At 61.3% G+C, this 20530-nt stretch carries 20 protein-coding genes; 12 read left to right on the top strand and 8 right to left on the bottom strand.

From position 1 onward, the window contains the following. The first annotated feature begins 13 nt into the window (after positions 1-13). The 3 genes from betC to BLV61_RS15105 all read left to right on the top strand — a co-directional run bounded on the left by betC (position 14) and on the right by BLV61_RS15105 (position 4138). Complete coding sequence (gene betC, locus BLV61_RS15095; RefSeq protein WP_090466155.1) at positions 14-1528, top strand: choline-sulfatase; 1515 nt, start codon at positions 14-16, stop codon at positions 1526-1528. A gap of 16 nt (positions 1529-1544) precedes the next feature. After that, the gene (gene choX, locus BLV61_RS15100) at positions 1545-2465 is read left to right on the top strand and encodes a choline ABC transporter substrate-binding protein (RefSeq protein ID WP_047535718.1); all 921 of its coding nucleotides are present in this window, start codon (positions 1545-1547) and stop codon (positions 2463-2465) included. Positions 2466-2569: 104 nt separating this feature from the next. After that, a complete protein-coding gene (locus BLV61_RS15105; protein ID WP_090466158.1) occupies positions 2570-4138 on the top strand; it encodes a SulP family inorganic anion transporter in 1569 nt (522 codons plus the stop codon). A gap of 83 nt (positions 4139-4221) precedes the next feature. Here BLV61_RS15105 and aroE read toward each other — a convergent pair whose 3' ends face one another. Together aroE and hemF are read right to left on the bottom strand one after the other, a co-directional pair. Beyond that, positions 4222-5043 carry a shikimate dehydrogenase gene (gene aroE, locus BLV61_RS15110; RefSeq protein WP_090466160.1) on the bottom strand — a complete coding sequence of 274 codons (822 nt, stop codon included), beginning with the start codon at positions 5041-5043 and terminating at the stop codon, positions 4222-4224. A 13-nt stretch (positions 5044-5056) separates the two neighbouring features. After that, entirely contained in the window at positions 5057-5971 is a 915-nt protein-coding gene (gene hemF / locus BLV61_RS15115) for an oxygen-dependent coproporphyrinogen oxidase (protein WP_047535713.1), read from the bottom strand. Between the two features lie 165 nt (positions 5972-6136). Here hemF and BLV61_RS15120 point away from each other — a divergent pair, with 165 nt between their 5' ends. After that, positions 6137-7114: an NADPH:quinone reductase gene (locus tag BLV61_RS15120; RefSeq protein ID WP_047535711.1), complete on the top strand. Its 978-nt coding sequence runs from the start codon at positions 6137-6139 to the stop codon at positions 7112-7114. Positions 7115-7244: 130 nt separating this feature from the next. Here the strand turns inward: BLV61_RS15120 and tsaC are convergent, their stop codons facing one another. The 3 genes from tsaC to BLV61_RS15135 all read right to left on the bottom strand — a co-directional run bounded on the left by tsaC (position 7245) and on the right by BLV61_RS15135 (position 10070). Then, positions 7245-7802: an L-threonylcarbamoyladenylate synthase type 1 TsaC gene (gene tsaC / locus BLV61_RS15125; RefSeq protein WP_047535709.1), complete on the bottom strand. Its 558-nt coding sequence runs from the start codon at positions 7800-7802 to the stop codon at positions 7245-7247. 54 nt (positions 7803-7856) lie between these two features. Beyond that, entirely contained in the window at positions 7857-8963 is a 1107-nt protein-coding gene (gene dprA / locus BLV61_RS15130; protein WP_090466162.1) for a DNA-processing protein DprA, read from the bottom strand. Between the two features lie 81 nt (positions 8964-9044). Continuing rightward, a complete protein-coding gene (locus tag BLV61_RS15135; protein WP_090466164.1) occupies positions 9045-10070 on the bottom strand; it encodes a LysM peptidoglycan-binding domain-containing protein in 1026 nt (341 codons plus the stop codon). Between the two features lie 171 nt (positions 10071-10241). Between BLV61_RS15135 and def the strand changes: the two genes are divergently transcribed. The 5 genes from def (at position 10242) to BLV61_RS15160 (ending at position 14970) form a co-directional block, all read left to right on the top strand. Continuing rightward, positions 10242-10748 (top strand): peptide deformylase, encoded by a 507-nt coding sequence (def, locus tag BLV61_RS15140; protein WP_034149418.1) that lies wholly within the window; start codon positions 10242-10244, stop codon positions 10746-10748. A gap of 70 nt (positions 10749-10818) precedes the next feature. Further along, complete coding sequence (gene fmt, locus BLV61_RS15145) at positions 10819-11778, top strand: methionyl-tRNA formyltransferase (protein ID WP_090466166.1); 960 nt, start codon at positions 10819-10821, stop codon at positions 11776-11778. Further along, positions 11775-13085 carry a 16S rRNA (cytosine(967)-C(5))-methyltransferase RsmB gene (gene rsmB, locus BLV61_RS15150; RefSeq protein ID WP_090466167.1) on the top strand — a complete coding sequence of 437 codons (1311 nt, stop codon included), beginning with the start codon at positions 11775-11777 and terminating at the stop codon, positions 13083-13085. Before fmt ends, rsmB begins: the two co-directional genes overlap by 4 nt. Before the next feature lie 21 nt (positions 13086-13106). After that, positions 13107-14480, top strand: a complete 1374-nt coding sequence (trkA, locus tag BLV61_RS15155; RefSeq protein ID WP_090466168.1) for a Trk system potassium transporter TrkA — start codon at positions 13107-13109, stop codon at positions 14478-14480. Between the two features lie 172 nt (positions 14481-14652). Continuing rightward, positions 14653-14970 carry a tetratricopeptide repeat protein gene (locus tag BLV61_RS15160; protein WP_161793959.1) on the top strand — a complete coding sequence of 106 codons (318 nt, stop codon included), beginning with the start codon at positions 14653-14655 and terminating at the stop codon, positions 14968-14970. Here the strand turns inward: BLV61_RS15160 and BLV61_RS15165 are convergent, their stop codons facing one another. From BLV61_RS15165 to tag, 3 genes are all read right to left on the bottom strand, one after another. Further along, positions 14971-15210, bottom strand: a complete 240-nt coding sequence (locus tag BLV61_RS15165) for a PilZ domain-containing protein (protein ID WP_047535691.1) — start codon at positions 15208-15210, stop codon at positions 14971-14973. A 147-nt stretch (positions 15211-15357) separates the two neighbouring features. Beyond that, the gene (locus tag BLV61_RS15170) at positions 15358-16245 is read right to left on the bottom strand and encodes a lysophospholipid acyltransferase (RefSeq protein ID WP_047535688.1); all 888 of its coding nucleotides are present in this window, start codon (positions 16243-16245) and stop codon (positions 15358-15360) included. 40 nt (positions 16246-16285) lie between these two features. After that, on the bottom strand, positions 16286-16843 hold the full coding sequence (gene tag, locus BLV61_RS15175) for a DNA-3-methyladenine glycosylase I (RefSeq protein WP_090466171.1): 558 nt from the start codon (positions 16841-16843) through the stop codon (positions 16286-16288). A gap of 80 nt (positions 16844-16923) precedes the next feature. Between tag and glyQ the strand changes: the two genes are divergently transcribed. The 3 genes from glyQ to gmhB are packed head-to-tail and all read left to right on the top strand — an operon-like array spanning position 16924 to position 20474. Then, positions 16924-17877: a glycine--tRNA ligase subunit alpha gene (gene glyQ, locus BLV61_RS15180; RefSeq protein WP_003213601.1), complete on the top strand. Its 954-nt coding sequence runs from the start codon at positions 16924-16926 to the stop codon at positions 17875-17877. Then, positions 17874-19928, top strand: a complete 2055-nt coding sequence (glyS, locus tag BLV61_RS15185; RefSeq protein ID WP_047535683.1) for a glycine--tRNA ligase subunit beta — start codon at positions 17874-17876, stop codon at positions 19926-19928. Before glyQ ends, glyS begins: the two co-directional genes overlap by 4 nt. Before the next feature lie 6 nt (positions 19929-19934). Continuing rightward, positions 19935-20474 carry a D-glycero-beta-D-manno-heptose 1,7-bisphosphate 7-phosphatase gene (gene gmhB / locus BLV61_RS15190; RefSeq protein WP_047535681.1) on the top strand — a complete coding sequence of 180 codons (540 nt, stop codon included), beginning with the start codon at positions 19935-19937 and terminating at the stop codon, positions 20472-20474. Positions 20475-20530 lie beyond the last annotated feature (56 nt).

Consider the following 20530-nt stretch of genomic DNA (forward strand, 5'->3'; position numbering starts at 1 on the left):
ATGCCGCGATCACATGAAGCGCAAGAACATTCTTTTCATCATGGCCGATCAGATGGCCGCGCCAATGTTGCCGTTCTACGGTCCTTCACCGATCAAACTGCCTAATCTAAGCCGCCTAGCCGCCCAAGGCGTGGTATTCGACGCCGCTTACTGCAACAGCCCTCTGTGCGCGCCATCGCGCTTCACCCTGGTTAGCGGCCAGTTGCCGAGCAAAATCGGCGCCTACGACAACGCGGCGGATTTCCCGGCCGATGTACCGACCTATGCCCACTACCTGCGTCGCCTCGGCTACCGCACCGCGCTATCGGGCAAGATGCATTTCTGCGGCCCGGACCAATTGCACGGCTATGAAGAACGTCTGACCAGCGATATCTATCCGGCCGACTACGGCTGGGCGGTGAACTGGGATGAGCCAGACGTGCGCCCGTCCTGGTATCACAACATGTCTTCGGTGCTGCAAGCCGGACCCTGCGTACGCACCAATCAACTCGATTTCGACGAAGAAGTGGTGTTCAAGGCCCAGCAGTATCTGTTCGATCACATCCGCGAAGACGGCGACCAGCCGTTTTGCCTGACCGTTTCGATGACTCACCCCCATGATCCGTACACCATTCCAAAAGCCTTTTGGGATCTGTACGACGACGCCGATATCCCGTTGCCTGTGACGCCGGATCAACACGAGCTCGACCCGCATTCGCAACGTTTGCTCAAGGTCTACGACCTGTGGGACAAGCCGCTGCCTGTGGATAAGATCCGTGACGCCCGCCGCGCCTATTTCGGTGCGTGCAGCTATATAGACAGTAACGTCGGCAAACTCCTGCAAACACTCGAAGATACCGGGCTTATCGATGACACCATCATCGTGTTCTCCGGCGACCACGGTGACATGCTCGGCGAGCGGGGCCTCTGGTACAAAATGCACTGGTTTGAAATGGCGGCTCGCGTGCCCCTGTTGATAAGTGCCCCAGGGCAATTCGGCGCCGGTCGGGTCAGCGCCTCGGTGTCCACTGCCGACCTGCTGCCAACCTTCGTCGAGCTGGCGGGCGGTTCGCTGGAACCGGGTTTGCCGCTGGATGGCCGCTCACTGGTTCCGCACCTGCAAGGGCAGGGCGGCCACGACGAAGTGTTCGGCGAATACATGGCCGAAGGCACCATCAGCCCGTTGATGATGATTCGCCGCGGCGCCTACAAATTCATCTACAGCGAAGACGACCCTTGCCTGCTCTTCGATGTGCACAATGACCCGCACGAATTGGAAGAACTCAGCCAGTCGCCGCAACATCGCCAGCTATTCGACGATTTTCTCGCCGAAGCGCGGGCCCGCTGGGACATTCCCGCGATCCACCAACAGGTGCTCGCGAGCCAGCGACGCCGGCGTTTCGTCGCCGATGCGCTGACCATCGGCAAGCTGAAGAGCTGGGATCACCAGCCGCTGGTGGACGCCAGTCAGCAGTACATGCGCAACCACATCGACCTCGATGATCTGGAGCGTAAAGCACGTTATCCACAACCCTGCCAAAACCAATAATGTTAAGGGGAAGTCCATGCAAAGGTTATCCACAGTACTGACAGTCGGGCTCCTGGCGCTGGGCAGCGCTTCGGCATTTGCCGACCAGAGCTGCGAGACGGTGAAAATGGCCGATCCAGGCTGGAGCGACATCGCCGCGACTAACGCCATCACCGGGTTTCTGCTGGACGGCATGGGCTACAAGGCCAAGGTCGACACGCTCGCGGTGCCGATCACCTATGGTGGGCTCAAGGATGGCCAGGTCGATGTGTTCCTGGGTAACTGGATGCCGGCGCAGCAGGGCTTCTACGACAAATTCGTCGCCACCGGCGATGTCACGCAACTGGCGAAGAACCTCGACGGCACCGAATTCACCCTCGCCGTCCCGGACTACGTGTGGGATGCGGGTGTGCATAACTTTGCCGACCTGAACAAGTTCGCCGACAAGTTCGACAAGAAGATCTACGGCATCGGCTCCGGCGCGCCAGCGAACGCCTCGTTGCAGGAAATCATCAAGAAGAACGACTTCGACATGGGTCAGTGGAAACTGGTCGAATCCAGCGAACAGGCCATGCTCGCCGAAGTGTCTCGCGCCGTGAAAAAACAGAAGTTCGTGACCTTCCTCGGCTGGACCCCGCACCCGATGAACGTGCAATTGAAAATGCATTACCTCAAGGGTGGCGAGCAATACTTTGGCGACACGGGCAGCGTCCACACCCTGACCCGCAAAGGTTATGCACAGGCCTGTCCGAACGTTGGCAAGCTGCTGACCAACCTGAGTTTCACCCAGGAGATGGAAAACAGCATCATGGCCGAGGTGGTAAACAAGAAAGTCAGCAATGCCGACGCGGCCAAGGCGTGGATCAAGGCCAACCCGGCGGTGCTGGACAAGTGGCTTGATGGCGTGAAGACCGTGGACGGCAAGGATGCATTACCGGCGGTGAAAGCCAAGCTCTGACAATGACCTGTGGCGAGGGGGCCCCTCTCGCCACAGCAAGCTCCCTCGCCACATAATTTTTGTCGTCCTGCTACCCTTGCGAAAACCCCCAGCCGAGAGGACCCATGGCCCTTCCCAGCCGCCACTCACTCTTTCCGTTCCTCACCTGGTTACCCCGACAAACCCGCGCCAGCATTGGTCGTGATCTAATTGTCGGTCTCAGTGGCGCGATTCTCGCGCTGCCGCAATCCATTGCCTACGCGCTGATTGCCGGCCTGCCACCGGAATACGGTCTGTACGCGGCGATCATCCCGGTGCTGATTGCCTGTCTGTGGGGTTCGTCGTGGCATTTGATCTGCGGTCCTACGGCGGCCATCTCCATTGTCCTGTACGCCAGCGTCAGTCCTCTGGCCGTTCCCGCGACGCAGGACTACGTCACTTTGATCTTGCTACTGACGTTCCTCGCCGGGATCTTCCAATGGCTGCTGGGTTTGTTGCGGTTTGGCGCATTGGTGAATTTCGTCTCTCACTCGGTGGTGCTGGGCTTCACGCTGGGTGCGGCCGTGGTGATCGCCGTCGGCCAGTTGCCTAACCTGTTGGGACTGGACTTGCCGAGCCAGGCCACGGCACTGGACAGCTTCATCAATTTATTCAGGCATCTCGACAAGGTGGACAAACCGTCGCTCGTGCTGGGCCTGGCCACCGTCGTGGTCGGCGCGATCCTGAAACTGTTGCTACCGCGCTGGCCGACCCTGTTGATCACCCTGATGCTGGGCGCGCTGCTGGTCTGGCTCTGGCCCGCGATGTTCGGTCATGTGCAACGGGTCAGCGCCTTCACCGGAAAGTTACCGCCGTTCAGCCCGTTGCCGCTGGACCTCGACCTGATCTTGCGTCTGCTGCCCAGTGCCGTGGCCGTGGGCATGCTCGGGTTGGTGACCAGCCTGTCGATCGCCCGCTCGCTGTCCGCCCGTTCACAGCAGTTGCTCGATGCCAATCAGGAAGTACGCGCCCAAGGCTTGTCGAACATTGTCGGGGCCTTTTTCTCCGGATCGCTGTCAGCCGGTTCGTTCACCCGCTCAGGCCTGAGCTATGACGCGGGCGCTTGTTCGCCGTTGGCGGGCGTTTTTTCGGCGTTGTGGGTGGCGCTGTTCGCGATCTTCGGCGCCAGCCTGATCGCGCACATCCCGATCCCGGCCATGGCTGGCAGCATTCTGTTGATCGCCTGGGGCTTGATCGACCATCGCGGCATTCGCGCCTTGCTGCGGGTCAGCCGTGCCGAGTTCGTGGTGATGGCGCTGACCTGCGTCGCGACCTTGCTCCTGGAATTGCAGACGGCGATCTATGCCGGCGTGCTGGCGTCGCTGTTCTTCTACCTCAAGCGCACCTCGCAACCTCGGGTTCAGCATATACGCGAGGGTGATGAGGACATTCTGCGGGTCGGCGGCTCGATCTTCTTCGGCGCCAGCCATTACTTGCAGGTGCGTTTGCAACGGATGCACGGCGCACGGGTGGTGATCGAGGCGCAGCAGATCAACTTCATCGACTATTCGGGCGTGGAAATGCTGCATCAGGAAGCGCGGCGACTGCTGCGCCAGAATCGCAGCCTGACCCTGCGCCAGGCGCGGCCGCAGGTGGTGGAAGAACTGAGGAAGTTGGAAGGGGCAGAGAAATGTCCGATCCGGTTTGAGGACTGAAACACCATGGTTGTGACAACCGCATAGCCTGTGGCGAGGGAGCTTGCTCCCGCTCGGGTGCGAAGCGCCCTCGCCACAAAGGCCTAGAGGGCCAGCTGCCGACGCAGCTCGGCCAGCACCGGCGCCGTATCCGGGCGCACGCCGCGCCACAGGAAAAAAGCCTCCGCCGCTTGTTCGGCGAGCATGCCCAAGCCATCCATCGCCGCCGCTGCACCGTGTTCGCTGGCCCAGCGGCAGAAGGAGGTCGGTTCCTTGCCGTACATCATGTCGTAGCACACCGTTTTGCCCGGCTCGATCAGGCTGCTGGCAATCGGCGGGACTTCGCCCGAGAGGCTGGCGGACGTCGCGTTGATGATCAGGTCCACCGATTCCTGCAACCAGTCAAAACCGCTGGCCGATACCGGGCCCAGGTCGCAGAACAGCTCCGCCAGCAACTCCGCCTTGTCCACCGTACGGTTGGCGATGATCACCGACGCCGGTTGTTCTGCCAGCAAGGGTTCCAGTGCACCGCGCACCGCGCCGCCAGCACCGAGCAGCAGGATGCGTTTGTCCTTGAGGCTGAACCCGGCGTTGACCGTCAGGTCGCGCACGAGGCCGGCACCGTCGGTGTTATCGCCCAGCAGAGTGCCATCGGCCAGTTTGCTCAGGGTATTCACCGCCCCGGCCCGTCGTGCCCGCGCCGTCAGGCTGTCGGCCAGAAGGTAGGCTTCTTCCTTGAACGGCACTGTGACATTGGCCCCACGACCCTCGAGGAAAAACGCCCGGGCACAGCCGGAAAAATCGTCGAGCGGCGCCAGCGAGGCGCTGTAGTCGAGTTTCTGCCCGGTCTGCTCGGCAAACAGGCGATGGATCAGCGGCGACTTGCTGTGACCAATCGGGTTGCCGAATACGACGTAACGGTCCATCAGGATTCCTCGTTCAGGCCTTGGCCAACCAATCGCGGTCTTGCAGGAAGTATTCAGTCAGGCGTGCTTCTTCGCTGCCCGGTTCGGCCTTCCAGTCATAACCCCAGCGCACTTGCGGCGGCAGGGACATGAGGATCGACTCGGTACGCCCGCCCGATTGCAGGCCGAACAAGGTGCCACGGTCGTAAACCAGGTTGAACTCGACGTAACGCCCGCGGCGGAACTCCTGGAACTCTCGCTGTTTGGCGGTGAACGCATCGTTCTTGCGCCGTTGCACGATCGGCAGATAAGCCTCGATATAGGCGTCGCCGATGGCGCGCATGAAGGCGAAACTGGTGTCGAAGTCCCACTCGTTCAGGTCATCGAAAAACAAGCCGCCAATGCCCCGTGGCTCGTGGCGATGCTTGATGTGGAAGTAGCTGTCGCACCAGGCCTTGTAGCGCGAATAGACCTCCGGACCGAACGGCGCGCAGGCTTGCTCGGCGATGCGGTGCCAGTGCACGCAGTCTTCTTCATTGCCGTAGTAAGGGGTCAGGTCGAAGCCGCCGCCGAACCACCAGACCGGCTCTTCGCCTTCTTTTTCGGCGATGAAAAACCGCACGTTGGCGTGGGAGGTCGGTACGTGCGGGTTGTGCGGGTGGATCACCAGGGACACGCCCAGGGCTTCGAACCCGCGCCCGGCCAGTTCTGGCCGATGGGCACTGGCGGACGGGGGCAGACCGCTGCCGAAAACGTGGGAAAAATTGACGCCGCCCTTTTCGATGACTGCGCCGTTTTCGATCACCCGCGTACGTCCGCCTCCACCGGCAGGCCGGTTCCAGGCGTCTTCGACGAAGCGCGTGCCGCCGTCTTCGGCTTCCAGGGCAGCGCAAATGCGGTCTTGCAGGTCGAGCAGGTAGGCTTTTACGGCCTCGGTGCGGGTAGTCATGGCATCACCTTGGATCGGGCAAAGCTACGCGGCGCTCCATTGGAGCTCAGCCGGCGCAAATGGGCGCGTAGCATACCACCGCCGATGCGCTCGTCGCAGTTGACGAAGATCAAGCTTAGGAGTCCGATAGGAGGCTTTGGTAGAAACGATCTCAGGAGAGTGCAGATGGCAAAGCGTATTCAGTTCCGTGCCCACGGTGGCCCCGAAGTGCTCGAGTATGTGGATTACCAACCCGCCGAGCCCGGCCCGCAGCAAGTTCGGGTGAGCAACAAGGCCATCGGCCTGAACTTCATCGATACCTATTACCGCAGCGGCCTCTATTCGCCGCCGTCCCTGCCATCGGGCGTGGGCTCCGAAGGGGCGGGCGTGGTCGAGGCCGTCGGCAGCGAAGTGACCCGGTTCAAGGTGGGTGATCGCGTGGCCTATGGCAGCGGTCCGTTGGGCGCCTACAGTGACGTGCATGTATTGCCCGAAGCCAACCTGGTGCATCTGCCGGACGCCATCAGCTTCGAACAGGCGGCAGGGGTCATGCTCAAAGGCCTGACCGTGCAATACCTGTTGCGTCAGACCTATGAACTCAAGGGCGGCGAAACCATCCTGTTCCACGCCGCGGCCGGTGGCGTGGGCTCCCTGGCGTGCCAATGGGCCAAGGCATTGGGCGTGAAGTTGATCGGCACCGTGAGTTCAGCGCAGAAAGCCGCACTGGCCAAGGCCAATGGCGCCTGGGCGACCATCGACTACAGCCATGAAAACGTCGCACAGCGCGTACTGGAATTGACTGACGGCAAAAAGGTCTCGGTGGTGTACGACGGCGTCGGCAAGGACACCTGGCTGACTTCGCTCGACAGCGTGGCGCCCCGGGGGCTGGTGGTGAGTTTCGGCAATGCGTCCGGTGCGGTGGACGGGGTGAACCTGGGGATTCTGGCGGCGAAGGGTTCGCTGTACGTGACCCGCCCGACACTGGCGACCTACGCCAACAACGCCGAGAACCTGCAGCGAATGGCCGACGAACTGTTCGAGATGATCATCAGCGGCAAGCTGACGGTCGATATCAGCCAGCGTTATCCACTGGCTGAAGCAGCGAAGGCGCAGACCGAGTTGTCGGCGCGGCGCACGACCGGGTCGGTTGTTCTGTTGCCTTAAGATTTTCAGCGACTGGCAGGGCCTCATCGCTGGCAAGCCAGCTCCCACAGGTTTCGGTGGTGAATACAAATACTGTGAACACCCGAAATCACCGTGGGAGCGGGTTTGCCAGCGAACGATGACGCGAACGTCAACCCGCGCGCATGACCTGGCCGGTCGCCAGATCGCGAATCACACTCGGATTCTTGCGCCCGCCGAGGTTCCCGCCCAACACCAGATCAAGCTGTCCACGGAAATACTGCTCCACGCGAATCCGCGTGCGCGCCGCCGGCCGGCCCTGAGGGTTGGCGGACGTCGATACCAGCGGCCCGACCAGTGAGCACAAGTCCCGCACCAGCGGGTGATCGCTGACCCGCAGGGCCACGGTTTCATGCACCCCGGTAATCCACTGCGGCAACATGTTCTGATGCGGCACCAGCCAGGTGTTCGGCCCCGGCCAGGTGCTGGCCATGCGATCCATCCACAGCTCAGGGAAGTCTTCGAAGAGGAAGTCGAACTGACGGATGTTGTCGGCGACCAGAATCAGGCCCTTATCCACAGACCGGCCCTTGAGCAGCAACAGCCGCTCCACGGCCTCTTCGTCCCACGGGTCGCAACCCAGACCCCAGACTGCTTCGGTTGGGTAGGCAATCACCGCCCCGGCGCGAATTGCTTGCGCGGCTTGTTGCACACGCCAACTGTTGACCATGAAAAACACTCCAGAATAAGGCTCTGCGCAGTTTACCGATCTTGTTTATAAAACCTAGCTCACTCGTGCAAACCAACGGCCGTTTTCGCAAACCGCACGCCCCTCCATCTCCAGTTCCGTCAACGCCCCCAGCACTTTGGGCAAAGCCCAGCCGCTGGCATCGGCCAGTGCCTCACTGGAGAGCGGCGCGGCGTGAAGCAGGGTCAGCAACGGGTGAGGCGCAGCCGTCGCAGACACTTCTGTGGAAAACGGCAGCTGCTGCCAGCCGCGCAGGGCTTCGAGGATGTGCTCGACGGTTTCCACCAGCACGGCACCGTCGCGGATCAGTTGATGGCAACCACGGGCGCCGGGGTGATGGATCGACCCGGGAATCGCGTACACCTCACGCCCCTGTTCCGCCGCGAGCCTCGCGGTAATCAACGAACCGCTGGCCACACTGGCCTCCACCACCAGCACGCCGAGGGACAAACCGCTGATGATCCGGTTGCGTCGCGGGAAGTTGCTGGCGCTCGGACCGGCATCCAGCGGGAACTCCGAAAGCACGGCGCTACCGGTGGCAATCATCGCGTCGGCCAGTCGTCGATTGCGCTGTGGATAAAACTTTTCAAGACCCGTGCCAAGCACGCCGACCGTTTGCCCGCCAATGTCCAACGCCGCCTGATGAGCGGCCGCGTCGATGCCCAGGGCCAGACCGCTGGTAATGACAAATCCCGCGCCGGCCAGGCTGCGGGAAAACGCTGCGGCGGTGTCCATGCCCGGTCGTGACGCACGACGACTGCCGACCATCGCCAACTGCGGTTTTTCCAGAATGCCGGGGTCGCCGGCGACGAATAACAGCGGCGGCGCGTCGCTGATCTGCGCCAGCAGTGAAGGGTAGTCAGGCTGGTCCCACATCAGTAAACGCTGGCCCGGACGCTCTAGCCAGGCCAAAGCATGACTGGCGCCATCGCGAATTTCAGCGCATCGCCGGGCCTCGGAACAGGCCAGCGGCAAACCCAGCGCACGCCAGGCACTGGCGGGTGCGCTGATGGCTTTGGACGCCGAACCGAACGCCTCCAGCAGTTTCTTGAAACGCGCCGGCCCCAGTTCAGGTAGACGGTGCAGACGTAAACGAGCTTCCAGTTCCGCAGGGGAAACCGGTGCAGTGGCAAGCATCGACATGGATCATCCTTGATCGTTATGAGCACCCGTACAAACGGGAATAAGCTGTGGATAACTCTGTTGGTAACTTGTGAAGCACGCTTACGGATTTCGTACCTTGTCCATCACCGCCAGCGAGCGCGATGCGTTGAGTACCAGCCCGTAGCTCAGCTTGTCGTAGGTGCGGAAAACCATCAGCAGTCCGGCGCGCTCATCGGGAATTTTCAGCGGCTGGCCGGTGATCCGGTCGCGCACGGTTTCGCCGGTCTTCATCACCTCCAGGACATTGCCTTCTGCCAAACCGTCGCGTTGGCCCTTGTTCAGGGTGACCACGTCGAGCGCGCCCACCTGGGTGACGCCGCGCGGGACATCGATGATCAAGCCGTTGATTTCATTTTTCGGTGCACTGGGCATGAAGGTTGTGTTGATCGAGCGTTCTTCACCGCTGAACAAGCGGTCGCCGAGGCGCACCTCCTGAGTCGTGCGCTGCAGCGCCAGCGTGGCGACGTCGCCTTCGGTGGCGAGGACTTCTCCGCTGCCGATGTCATCCGCGTTGATCCCCAGAAACGCTTGGGTCTGTGGATCGGTGTAGGTCTTGCCCTGGCGGAAGATGCCGTAGACCGGCTGTGCCGGGTCGAATTGGCCGCGAGCGAAGATGCGATCGCCAACGCCGCTGAGCACCCGCTCGGCGTCCCCGGCCACGATGTAGGGCGCCTTGTCGAAATCCTCGACCTTGTCGACGATGCGGTTGCTCAGCAGAAAGCTTTTGATCGACCTCAGAGGAATGCTCGGAATGGCTTCCGCCACCGGGCTGCTGTGCACCCGTGGCGAGAGCTTGAGGGTGCCTCGGGACGCACCGCGATCGAGGGTCAACCGTGGCTGGCCATTGACGTAGACGAGCGCCAGCGAGTCGCCGGGATAAATGAGGTCGGGGTTTTCGATCCGCGGATTGGCCTGCCAGAGCTCGGGCCACTGCCACGGCTCACGAAGGAATTTTGCCGAGATGTCCCAGAGTGTGTCCCCTGGGATCACTGTGTATGTCTGTGGAAAACCTTCCCTGAGCTGCACTTGCCCATGCGCCCAGCCTGCCGAGGCCAGAAGGAGCAAGGCGAGTAGTGATTTCCTCATGCGGTGAATCCCTTTATTATGTGCGTTCGCGTGAAACGCCAGAGCCGTCAGTGGCTCGCTCCCGGCTTGCTTATGAATAGAAGGGAGCTACGTTTTACATAGATAGCCTGCATCTTCGGACTCGCCAGGCCATCGATCCGACCTTACTTCACACGTGCAGTCATCAAGCTTATGGCCATTTTAAACATCCTCGAATTCCCTGATCCGCGCCTGCGCACTATCGCCAAACCAGTGGCCGTAGTGGACGACGAAGTGCGTCAGTTGGTCGATGACATGTTTGAAACAATGTATGAAGCACCGGGCATCGGCCTCGCCGCGACCCAGGTCAACGTGCACAAACGTATCGTCGTGATGGACCTCTCCGAAGACCGCACCGAACCGCGCGTGTTCATCAACCCTGAGCTCGAGCCGCTGACCGACGACATGGGTCAGTATCAGGAAGGCTGCCTGTCGGTGCCGGGTTTCTACGAAAACGTCGATCGCCCACAACGGGTCAAGGTCAAGGCTTTGGACCGCGACGGTCAACCTTACGAACTGATCGCCGAAGATCTGCTCGCGGTGTGCATCCAGCACGAATGCGACCACCTGAACGGCAAATTGTTCGTCGATTACCTGTCGACGCTCAAACGCGACCGGATCAAGAAGAAGCTGGAAAAGCTCCATCGCCAGAACGCTTGATGCCCTCCTTCAAAGGCTTGCTGCGGCAAGCCTTTTTCTTTTCAAGATGCTTTGCAATAGAGAGCCCTTCATGACTGAGCCACTGCGCATCGTCTTTGCCGGCACCCCGGAATTCGCCGCTGAACACCTCAAGGCCCTGTTGAACAGCCCTTATGAGATCGTTGCGGTCTACACCCAGCCGGATCGCCCGGCAGGCCGTGGCCAGAAGCTGATGCCGAGCCCGGTCAAGCAGCTTGCTCTGGAACACAACCTCCCGGTGCTGCAACCGCCAACACTGCGCAACGAAGACGCCCAGGCTGAACTGGCCGCATTGAAACCGGACTTGATGGTGGTGGTCGCCTACGGCCTGATCCTGCCGCAAGTGGTGCTGGATATTCCGCGCCTGGGCTGCATCAATAGCCATGCCTCGCTGCTGCCGCGCTGGCGCGGTGCGGCGCCGATCCAGCGCGCCGTGCAAGCGGGCGACGCCGAGAGCGGCGTGACCGTGATGCGCATGGAAGCGGGACTCGACACCGGGCCGATGCTGCTCAAGGTCATCACGCCGATCTGCGCCGAAGACACCGGCGGCAGCCTGCATGATCGCCTGGCCGAAATGGGCCCGCCTGCGGTGATTCAAGCCATTGCCGGCCTCACTGCCGGCACGCTGGTAGGCGAAGTGCAGGACGACAGCCTGGCTACCTACGCGCACAAGCTGAACAAGGACGAAGCCCGCATCGACTGGACCCGCCCGGCGATTGAGCTGGAACGCCTGGTCCGTGCTTTCAACCCATGGCCGATCACCCACAGCACGTTGAACGGCGAAGCGCTGAAAGTGTTGGCCGCGAGCCTCGCGCAAGGAAAGGGCACACCCGGTGAAATCCTCGGCGCCAGCAAGGACGGGCTGATCGTCGCCTGCGGTGAGCAGGCGCTGTGCCTGACCCGTCTGCAATTGCCCGGCGGCAAAGCGCTGAACTTCAGCGACTTTTTCAACAGCCGTCGTGAGAAATTCGCGGTGGGCACCGTCCTCGGTCAAACGGCGGACGCTCAATGAACCCGCGTCTGGCCGCCGCCAAGGCACTGGCTGCTGTTCTCAGCGGAAAAGCCTCTCTCAACAGTTCGCTGCCTACGCAAATGGACAAGGTCGAAGATCGCGATCGCGGTTTCACCCAGGACCTGGCGTTCGGCACCGCACGCTGGCAGCCGCGATTGTCGGCGCTGGCGGCCAAACTGCTGCAGAAGCCTTTCAAGGCAGCGGACGCCGATGTTGAAGCCTTGTTGCTGGTCGGCCTCTACCAGTTGCTCTACACCCGCGTGCCGGCCCACGCCGCCATCGGTGAAACCGTCGGTTGCGCTGACAAACTGAAAAAACCTTGGGCCAAAGCCTTGCTCAACGCCGTGCTGCGCCGCGCCCAACGGGAGAGCGAAACGCTGCTGGCGGAGCTGGAACACGACCCGGTAGTGCGTACCGCCCATCCGCGCTGGCTGCAAAAATCCCTGAAAGCGTTCTGGCCGCAACAATGGGAAGCCATTTGCGCGGCGAACAATGCTCACCCGCCGATGATCCTGCGCGTCAATCGACGCCATCACACCCGCGACGCCTACCTCGACTTGCTGAGCGAGGCCGGTATCGCCGCCCGTGCATGCCTTTACAGCCGTGACGGCATCATCCTCGACGCCGCCACCGACGTGCGCAGCCTGCCCGGGTTCGCCGAAGGCTGGATCAGCGTGCAGGATGAAGCGGCGCAACTGGCCGCCGATCTGCTTGACCTGGCGCCCGGCCAACGGGTGCTGGACGCCTGCTGTGCACCGGGGGGCAAAACCTGCCACATCCTCGAGGCCGAGCCGGCATTGGCGGGCGTGGTGGCCGTGGATCTGGAAGCCAAACGCCTGGTACGCGTGCGTGAAAACCTCGAACGCCTGGGCCTGAGCGCCGAGCTGATCGCCGCCGACGGTCGCGACACCGCCACCTGGTGGGATGGCAAGCCGTTCCAGCGCATCCTGCTGGACGCGCCGTGCTCGGCCACCGGCGTGATTCGCCGTCACCCGGACATCAAGCTCACCCGCCAGCCCGATGACATCGCCGCACTGGCGCTGCTGCAAGGCGAGCTACTGGATGCCCTGTGGAAAACCCTGGAGGTCGGCGGCATTTTGCTCTACGCCACCTGCTCCACGCTGCCGACCGAGAACACCGAAGTCATCGAAGCGTTCCTTGCCCGCACGCCGGGCGCCCGAGAACTGGACCTCGCGACGGCGGCCGGCATCAAGCAACCCCATGGTCGCCAATTGCTCGCACAAGAAGGCGGCCACGATGGCTTCTATTACGCCAAGCTGATCAAGATCGCCGCCGCGCGCGGTTAACGGATTCAATGGAGTGACTGGATGAAAATCATCATCCTCGGTGCAGGGCAGGTCGGCGGTTCGCTGGCGGAGCATTTGGCCAGCGAGGCCAACGACATCACGGTGGTCGACACCGACAGCGAGCGCCTGCGCGATCTCGGCGACCGCCTGGACATCCGCACGGTCCAGGGTCGCGGCTCACTGCCGACGGTACTGCGCCAGGCTGGAGCGGACGACGCCGACATGCTGGTGGCCGTGACCAACAGTGACGAGACCAACATGGTCGCCTGCCAGGTGGCCCACACCCTGTTCCACACCCCCACCAAAATCGCCCGCGTGCGCGAAGCGGCGTACCTCACGCGCTCCGAACTGTTCGATAACGAAGCGATTCCGGTGGACGTGTTGATCAGCCCGGAACAAGTGGTCACCAACTACATCAAACGCCTGATCCAGCATCCGGGTGCGTTGCAGGTGATCGACTTCGCCGAGGGCAAGGCGCAACTGGTCGCGGTACGGGCCTATTACGGCGGACCGCTGGTGGGTCAGCAATTGCGGCAGTTGCGCGAGCACATGCCGAATGTCGAAACCCGCGTGGCGGCCATTTTCCGTCGCGATCGCCCGATCCTGCCGCAGGGCGATACGGTGATCGAAGCGGACGACGAAGTGTTTTTCATCGCCGCCAAAGCGAACATTCGCGCGGTGATGAGTGAAATGCGCCGTCTCGACGAGAGCTACAAACGCATCGTCATCGCTGGCGGCGGGCAGATCGGCGAGCGCTTGGCCGAAGCCATCGAGAGCCGTTACCAGGTTAAAATCATCGAGATGAACCCGGCACGCTGCCGCCATCTCTCGGACACCCTCGACAGCACCGTCGTGCTGCAGGGCAGTGCCTCCGACCGCGACTTGTTGATAGAAGAAAACATCGCGGATGCGGACATCTTCCTGGCCCTGACCAATGACGACGAAGCCAACATCATGTCGTCGCTGCTGGCCAAACGCCTGGGCGCGAAGAAGGTGATGACCATCATCAACAACCCGGCCTACGTCGACCTGATTCAGGGCGGCGACATCGACATCGCCATCAGTCCGCAACTGGCGACCATCGGCACCTTGCTGGCCCACGTGCGCCGTGGCGACATCGTCAGCGTGCACTCACTGCGCCGGGGCGCGGCGGAAGCCATCGAGGCCATTGCCCACGGTGATGCGAAATCGAGCAAGGTCATCGGCAAAGCCATCGAGAACATCGGCCTGCCGCCGGGCACGACCATCGGCGCGATCATCCGCGACGAAGAAGTGATCATTGCCCACGATGACACGGTGATCGAAACTGGCGACCACGTGATTCTGTTCCTTGTGGATAAAAAGCATATTCGGGATGTGGAGAAGCTGTTCCATGTGGGACTCAGTTTCTTCTGATCGACATTCTGCAGTGGCCTGACTGGCCTCTTCGCGGGCAAGCCCGCTCCCACAGGAATCCAGGCGTACACAACCTATGTGTTCGCCGCAAAACACTGTGGGAGTGGGCTTGCCCGCGAATGCGATCCACAGGACACATAGATATCCCTGAATAATCTCAACAAGGAATTCACTGATGATCGAATCCCTGGAAAAAATGCTCGCCAAGGGTGTGGATAACTCATTGCTGCGCTTCGGCCTGGGCAAGGGCTACCTGGATCTGGGGGAGAACGCCAAGGCTGTGGAGCATTTCCAGCGTTGCGTCGAGATTGATCCGAAGTATTCGGCCGCGTGGAAGCTATTGGGCAAGGCCCATCAGGCCCTGGAGAACTATCCCGCCGCAAGACAGGCCTGGGAGCAAGGCCTGGAGGCCGCCAAAGCCCATGGCGACAAACAGGCCGAGAAAGAAATGACGGTATTCCTGAAAAAGCTCGATCGGCAGGCGCACTGATCAGAGATAACGCAAATCAATGCCTTCGGCATCCACTTGCACCACTTCCATGCGCACACGCGGCGCGCCGGCGGGCAAGCCCTGCACCTGTCCGTAAACCACCGCGCCCCTGGGTAGAGCCGACAAGGCCGGATGTTTGACGTAGACACCCGTGGCCGACAGATTGCGCGTCTGGCCCAGGCATTCGCCGAAGCTGTCATGACTGATCTTGATGCGAAATGATTTGCGTTGTTCGGACATCTACTGCGCCCTTATGAACGTATTGTGGATAACTTGCTCGCGATGGTCGTGAACGATGACGCGGGAAGTCTGATTCCCCGTGGTGCCCTCAGGTCCATCGCGAGCAGGCCCGCTCCTACAAGTTATCCACAGACTGTGCCAATTGTTTCAATACCAGCGCTCTTCGCCGGGCGGACGCTTCTTGAAGCGCTTCATGCTCCACATGTACTGGCTTGGATACGCCCGCACATAACGCTCGACCACCTTGCTCATGGCGGCACAGGATTCCTCGGTGTCCGTGCTGTACATGGCCTCTGGCGCGGCTTCGAGGATCACTTTATAGCCTGAACCGTCTGGCAGGCGCAGGGCGTGCAGAAAGACGCCGACCGCTTTGCCGCCCGCGAGCATGTTCGGTACGAATTTGCTGGTCAGTGCCTGAGTGGCGAAGAACGGCACGAAGATCCCGGCGGACTCGGCCGGTTCCGGGTCGGCGGGAATGCCCACTGCACCACCTTTGCGCACTTCCTTGATGACGCTGAGGATGCCTTCCTTGGTGGAAGCGGCCACTTTGTTGCCCAGTTGTACCCGCTGCTTGCGCAACAATTCATCCACCGCCTTCAATTTGGGCGGACGGTAGAAAATGATCGGTTTGCACTGGCTGCAATAGAAGTGGTTGAGCACTTCCCAGTTGCCCAGGTGGCTGGTGATGCCGACCACGCCCTTGCCGGAGGCGAGTGCATCCTTCAGAACGTCGAGCCCCTCGACTTCACGCACCAGGTCGATGGAACGCTGGGCCGGCCAGATCCAGGCGCAGGCGCTCTCGGTCAGTGACTTGCCGATGTCTTTCAGACTCTGGCCGACCAGACGCTCACGTTCGGCGGGGTCCATCTCCGGAAAGCATTTGGACAGGTTGATCCGCACCACGTCGCGGGAACGGTTAGGGGTTTTCCACATCACCCAGCCAATCGCCGAGCCGACAGCCTGCACCGCCCGCCACGGGAGCAGGGCAAACAGCCGCAGAGCGCCTACCAGCAAGGCGCCTTTAAACTTATCCACAGGTCACTCCTGATCTTGTGCTGTGCGCGAGGCGGCTATTCTAACCGCCGTTCGCCAGCAGCGCGTAGCGGTCGCAATCGCGCGTGTGGTCCATGACCATGCCCGAAGCCTGCATCAGGGCGTAGCAAATGGTCGGGCCAACGAAGGTGAAGCCGGCCTTTTTCAGGCCTTTACTCATCGCCACCGCCTCGGGCGTGATGGCCGGGACTTCGGTGCGATCCTTGAAATGATTGATCTTTGCAACGCCGCCGACAAACGACCAGAGAAACTCGACAGGGTCTTCCAGCGCCAGCCAGGCCTGGGCATTGCGCCGGGCCGCGTTGAGTTTGAGACGATTGCGGATGATGCCCGGATCGAGCATCAAATCATCGATTTCGGCGTCGCTCATCTGCGCCACGCGCTGCACGTCAAAGCCATACATCACCCGGCGATAGTGCTCGCGTTTACGCAAAACGGTGATCCAGGAAAGCCCGGCCTGGAACCCTTCGAGCAAAAGCAACTCGAACAATCCCTGCGCATCGCGTAGCGGCGTGCCCCACTCCTGATCGTGATAAGCCATGTACAGCGGATCTTCGGAACACCAAAAGCAGCGTGGCATAAGGCTCCAGGGGGCGTGCGCAGCAATGAATCGGGTATACTCCCGCTCTTTAAATCGCAGCCCAAGAAACAGGTGAATTCGTGAGCCAGCCTACGCCAGCCGTGCGTACCTTCCAAGACTTGATCCTCGCCCTCCAGCAATACTGGGCCGAGCAAGGTTGTGTGGTACTTCAGCCCTACGATATGGAAGTAGGCGCCGGCACTTTCCACACCGCAACATTTCTGCGCGCCATTGGCCCGGAAACCTGGAACGCCGCCTATGTGCAGCCAAGCCGTCGCCCGACTGACGGCCGCTATGGCGAAAACCCGAACCGTCTGCAGCACTACTACCAGTTCCAGGTGGTCTTGAAGCCGAACCCGGACAATTTCCAGGAGCTGTACCTGGGCTCCCTCAAGCACGTGGGCCTGGACCCATTGGTGCACGACATCCGCTTCGTCGAAGACAACTGGGAATCGCCGACCCTCGGTGCCTGGGGTCTGGGCTGGGAAGTCTGGCTCAACGGCATGGAAGTGACGCAGTTCACTTACTTCCAGCAGGCGGGCGGCATCGAGTGCTACCCGGTGACGGGCGAGATCACTTACGGCCTCGAACGTCTGGCCATGTACCTGCAAGGTGTGGACTCGGTCTACGACCTGGTCTGGGCTGACGGTCCGTTTGGCAAAGTGACCTACGGCGACGTGTTCCACCAGAACGAAGTGGAGCAGTCGACCTACAACTTCGAACACGCCAACGTCGAGAAGCTGTTCGAACTGTTCGATTTCTATGAAAGCGAGGCCAAGCGCCTGATCGAACTCGACCAGCCGCTGCCGTTGCCAAGCTACGAAATGGTGTTGAAGGCGTCCCATACCTTCAACCTGCTGGATGCGCGCCGGGCAATCTCGGTGACCGCGCGTCAGCAATACATTCTGCGTGTGCGCACCCTGGCGCGTTCCGTCGCGCAAGCCTACCTGCTGGCTCGCGCCAAGCTGGGCTTCCCGATGGCAACCCCGGACCTGCGTGATGAAGTACTGGCCAAGCTGGAGGCTGCACAATGAGTGCTCTGGATTTTCTGGTTGAATTGGGCACTGAAGAACTGCCACCCAAAGCCCTGAACACCCTGGCCGAAGCGTTTCTGGCCGGCATCGACAAGGGCCTGCAAGCGTCCGGCCTGAACTACGAGACCAAAACCGTTTATGCCGCGCCACGTCGCCTGGCCGTGCTGATCACCTCGCTGGCCACTCAGCAGCCCGATCGCAGCATCAACCTCGATGGCCCGCCACGCCAGGCCGCGTTCGATGCCGAGGGCAATCCGACCCAAGCGGCACTGGGCTTTGCCAAGAAGTGCGGCGTCGATCTGAGCGAAATCGATCAGAGTGGCCCGAAACTGCGCTACAGCCAAAACATCGCCGGCAAGCCGACCGCGAGCCTGCTGCCGACCATCGTTGAAGATTCGCTGAACGACCTGCCGATTCCCAAGCGCATGCGCTGGGGTGCTCGCAAGGAAGAATTCGTTCGCCCGACCCAATGGCTGGTCATGCTGCTCGGTGACCAGGTCATCGACTGCACCATCCTCGCCCAGAAGGCCGGCCGCGATTCCCGTGGTCACCGCTTCCACCATCCGGAAAGCGTGCGCATCGGTTCGCCGTCCAGCTACCTGGCTGACCTGCGTGCCGCTTATGTATTGGCTGACGCCAACGAGCGTCGCGACATCATCAGCAAGCGCACCGAAGAGCTGGCCACCCGTCAGGAAGGCACGGCGATCGTGCCGCCGGACCTGCTCGACGAAGTGACCGCGCTGGTTGAATGGCCGGTGCCGCTGGTGTGCTCGTTCGAAGAGCGTTTCCTCGACGTACCGCAAGAAGCCCTGATCACCACCATGCAGGACAACCAGAAGTATTTCTGCCTGCTGGATGCCGACGGCAAGTTGCTGCCACGTTTCATCACCGTGGCCAACATCGAGAGCAAAGACCCGCAGCAGATCATCGCCGGTAACGAGAAAGTGGTTCGTCCACGCCTGACCGACGCCGAGTTCTTCTTCAAGCAAGACAAGAAGCAGAAACTCGAAGACTTCAACCTGCGCCTGCAAAACGTGGTGTTCCAGGAAAAACTCGGCAGCGTCTATGACAAGGCCGAACGCGTTTCCAAACTGGCCGCGTTCATCGCTCAGCGCATCGGCGGCAACGCCGCGTGGGCGACTCGCGCCGGCCTGCTGTCCAAGTGCGACCTGGCGACCGAAATGGTCGGCGAGTTCCCGGAGATGCAAGGTGTCGCCGGCTACTATTACGCCCTCAACGATGGCGAGCCACAAGACGTTGCACTGGCACTGAACGAGCAATACATGCCGCGCGGTGCCGGCGCCGAGCTGCCGACCACCCTGACCGGTGCGGCCGTGGCCATCGCTGACAAGCTGGATACCCTGGTCGGTATTTTCGGCATCGGCATGCTGCCTACCGGCAGCAAAGATCCGTACGCCTTGCGCCGTGCCGCATTGGGCGTATTGCGCATCCTGATCGACAAGAAACTCGACCTAGACCTGAACGACGCCGTGGCTTTCGCCGTGAATGCCTTCGGTGCCAAGGTCAAGGCTGCCGGCCTGAACGACGCGGTGCTGGAGTTCATCTTCGACCGTCTGCGTGCCCGTTACGAGGACGAAGGCGTCGACGTCGCGACCTACCTGTCGGTGCGTGCCCTGAAGCCGGGTTCGGCCCTGGACTTCGACCAGCGCGTACAAGCGGTAGAGGCCTTCCGCAAGCTGCCGGAAGCCGCTGCCCTCGCTGCCGTGAACAAACGCGTTTCGAATCTGCTGAGCAAGGTGGAAGGCTCCGTGCCAACCGTCGTGGAAGCCAAGTACTTCGATAATGCCAACGAGTTCTCCCTGTACTCGGCGATCCAGCAGGCAGACCAGGCGGTTCAGCCTATGGCCGCAGCGCGTCAGTACAGCGAATCGCTGGCACGCCTGGCCGCCTTGCGCGAGCCGGTGGATGCGTTCTTCGAAGCCGTGATGGTCAACGCGGAAGACGCGAAAGTTCGCGCCAACCGTTATGCGTTGCTGGCACGTCTGCGTGGCCTGTTCCTCGGCGTCGCCGATATTTCGTTGCTGGGGTAAGACTGTTTGAAACTGCTGATACTCGATCGGGACGGGGTGATCAACTACGACTCCGACGCTTACATCAAGTCAGTGGAGGAGTGGATACCGCTCCCCGGGTCGATCGAAGCCATCGCGCAGTTGAGCAAGGCCGGCTGGACGGTAGCGGTTGCTACCAACCAGTCCGGCATCGCTCGCGGCTATTACGACATCGCCACCCTGGACGCCATGCACGAGCGCTTGCGCTCGCTGGTGGCAGAGCAGGGCGGTGAAGTCGGCCTCATCGTCTACTGCCCGCACGGGCCGGACGATGGCTGTGATTGCCGCAAGCCAAAACCCGGGATGTTGAAAAACATCGCCGCACATTACAACGTATCGCTGACTAATCTATGGTTCGTCGGCGATAGTCTCGGTGACCTGGAAGCTGCCAAAGCCGTCGATTCTCAGCCAGTTTTGGTAAAGACCGGAAAAGGCGTGAAGACTTTGGGCAAGACCCTTCCGGTAGGCACATTGATTTTTGACGATCTGGCGGCAATAGCCGCAGAACTTATCCACACATGCCCTTGAGTAAGTGTGCGCTTCGATTGGTCCTGACCAGGGATGAAAGGGAAGTGCGCTTTATA

It is taken from the genome of Pseudomonas mohnii, from assembly GCF_900105115.1.
GTDB classification, from domain to species: domain Bacteria; phylum Pseudomonadota; class Gammaproteobacteria; order Pseudomonadales; family Pseudomonadaceae; genus Aquipseudomonas; species Aquipseudomonas mohnii.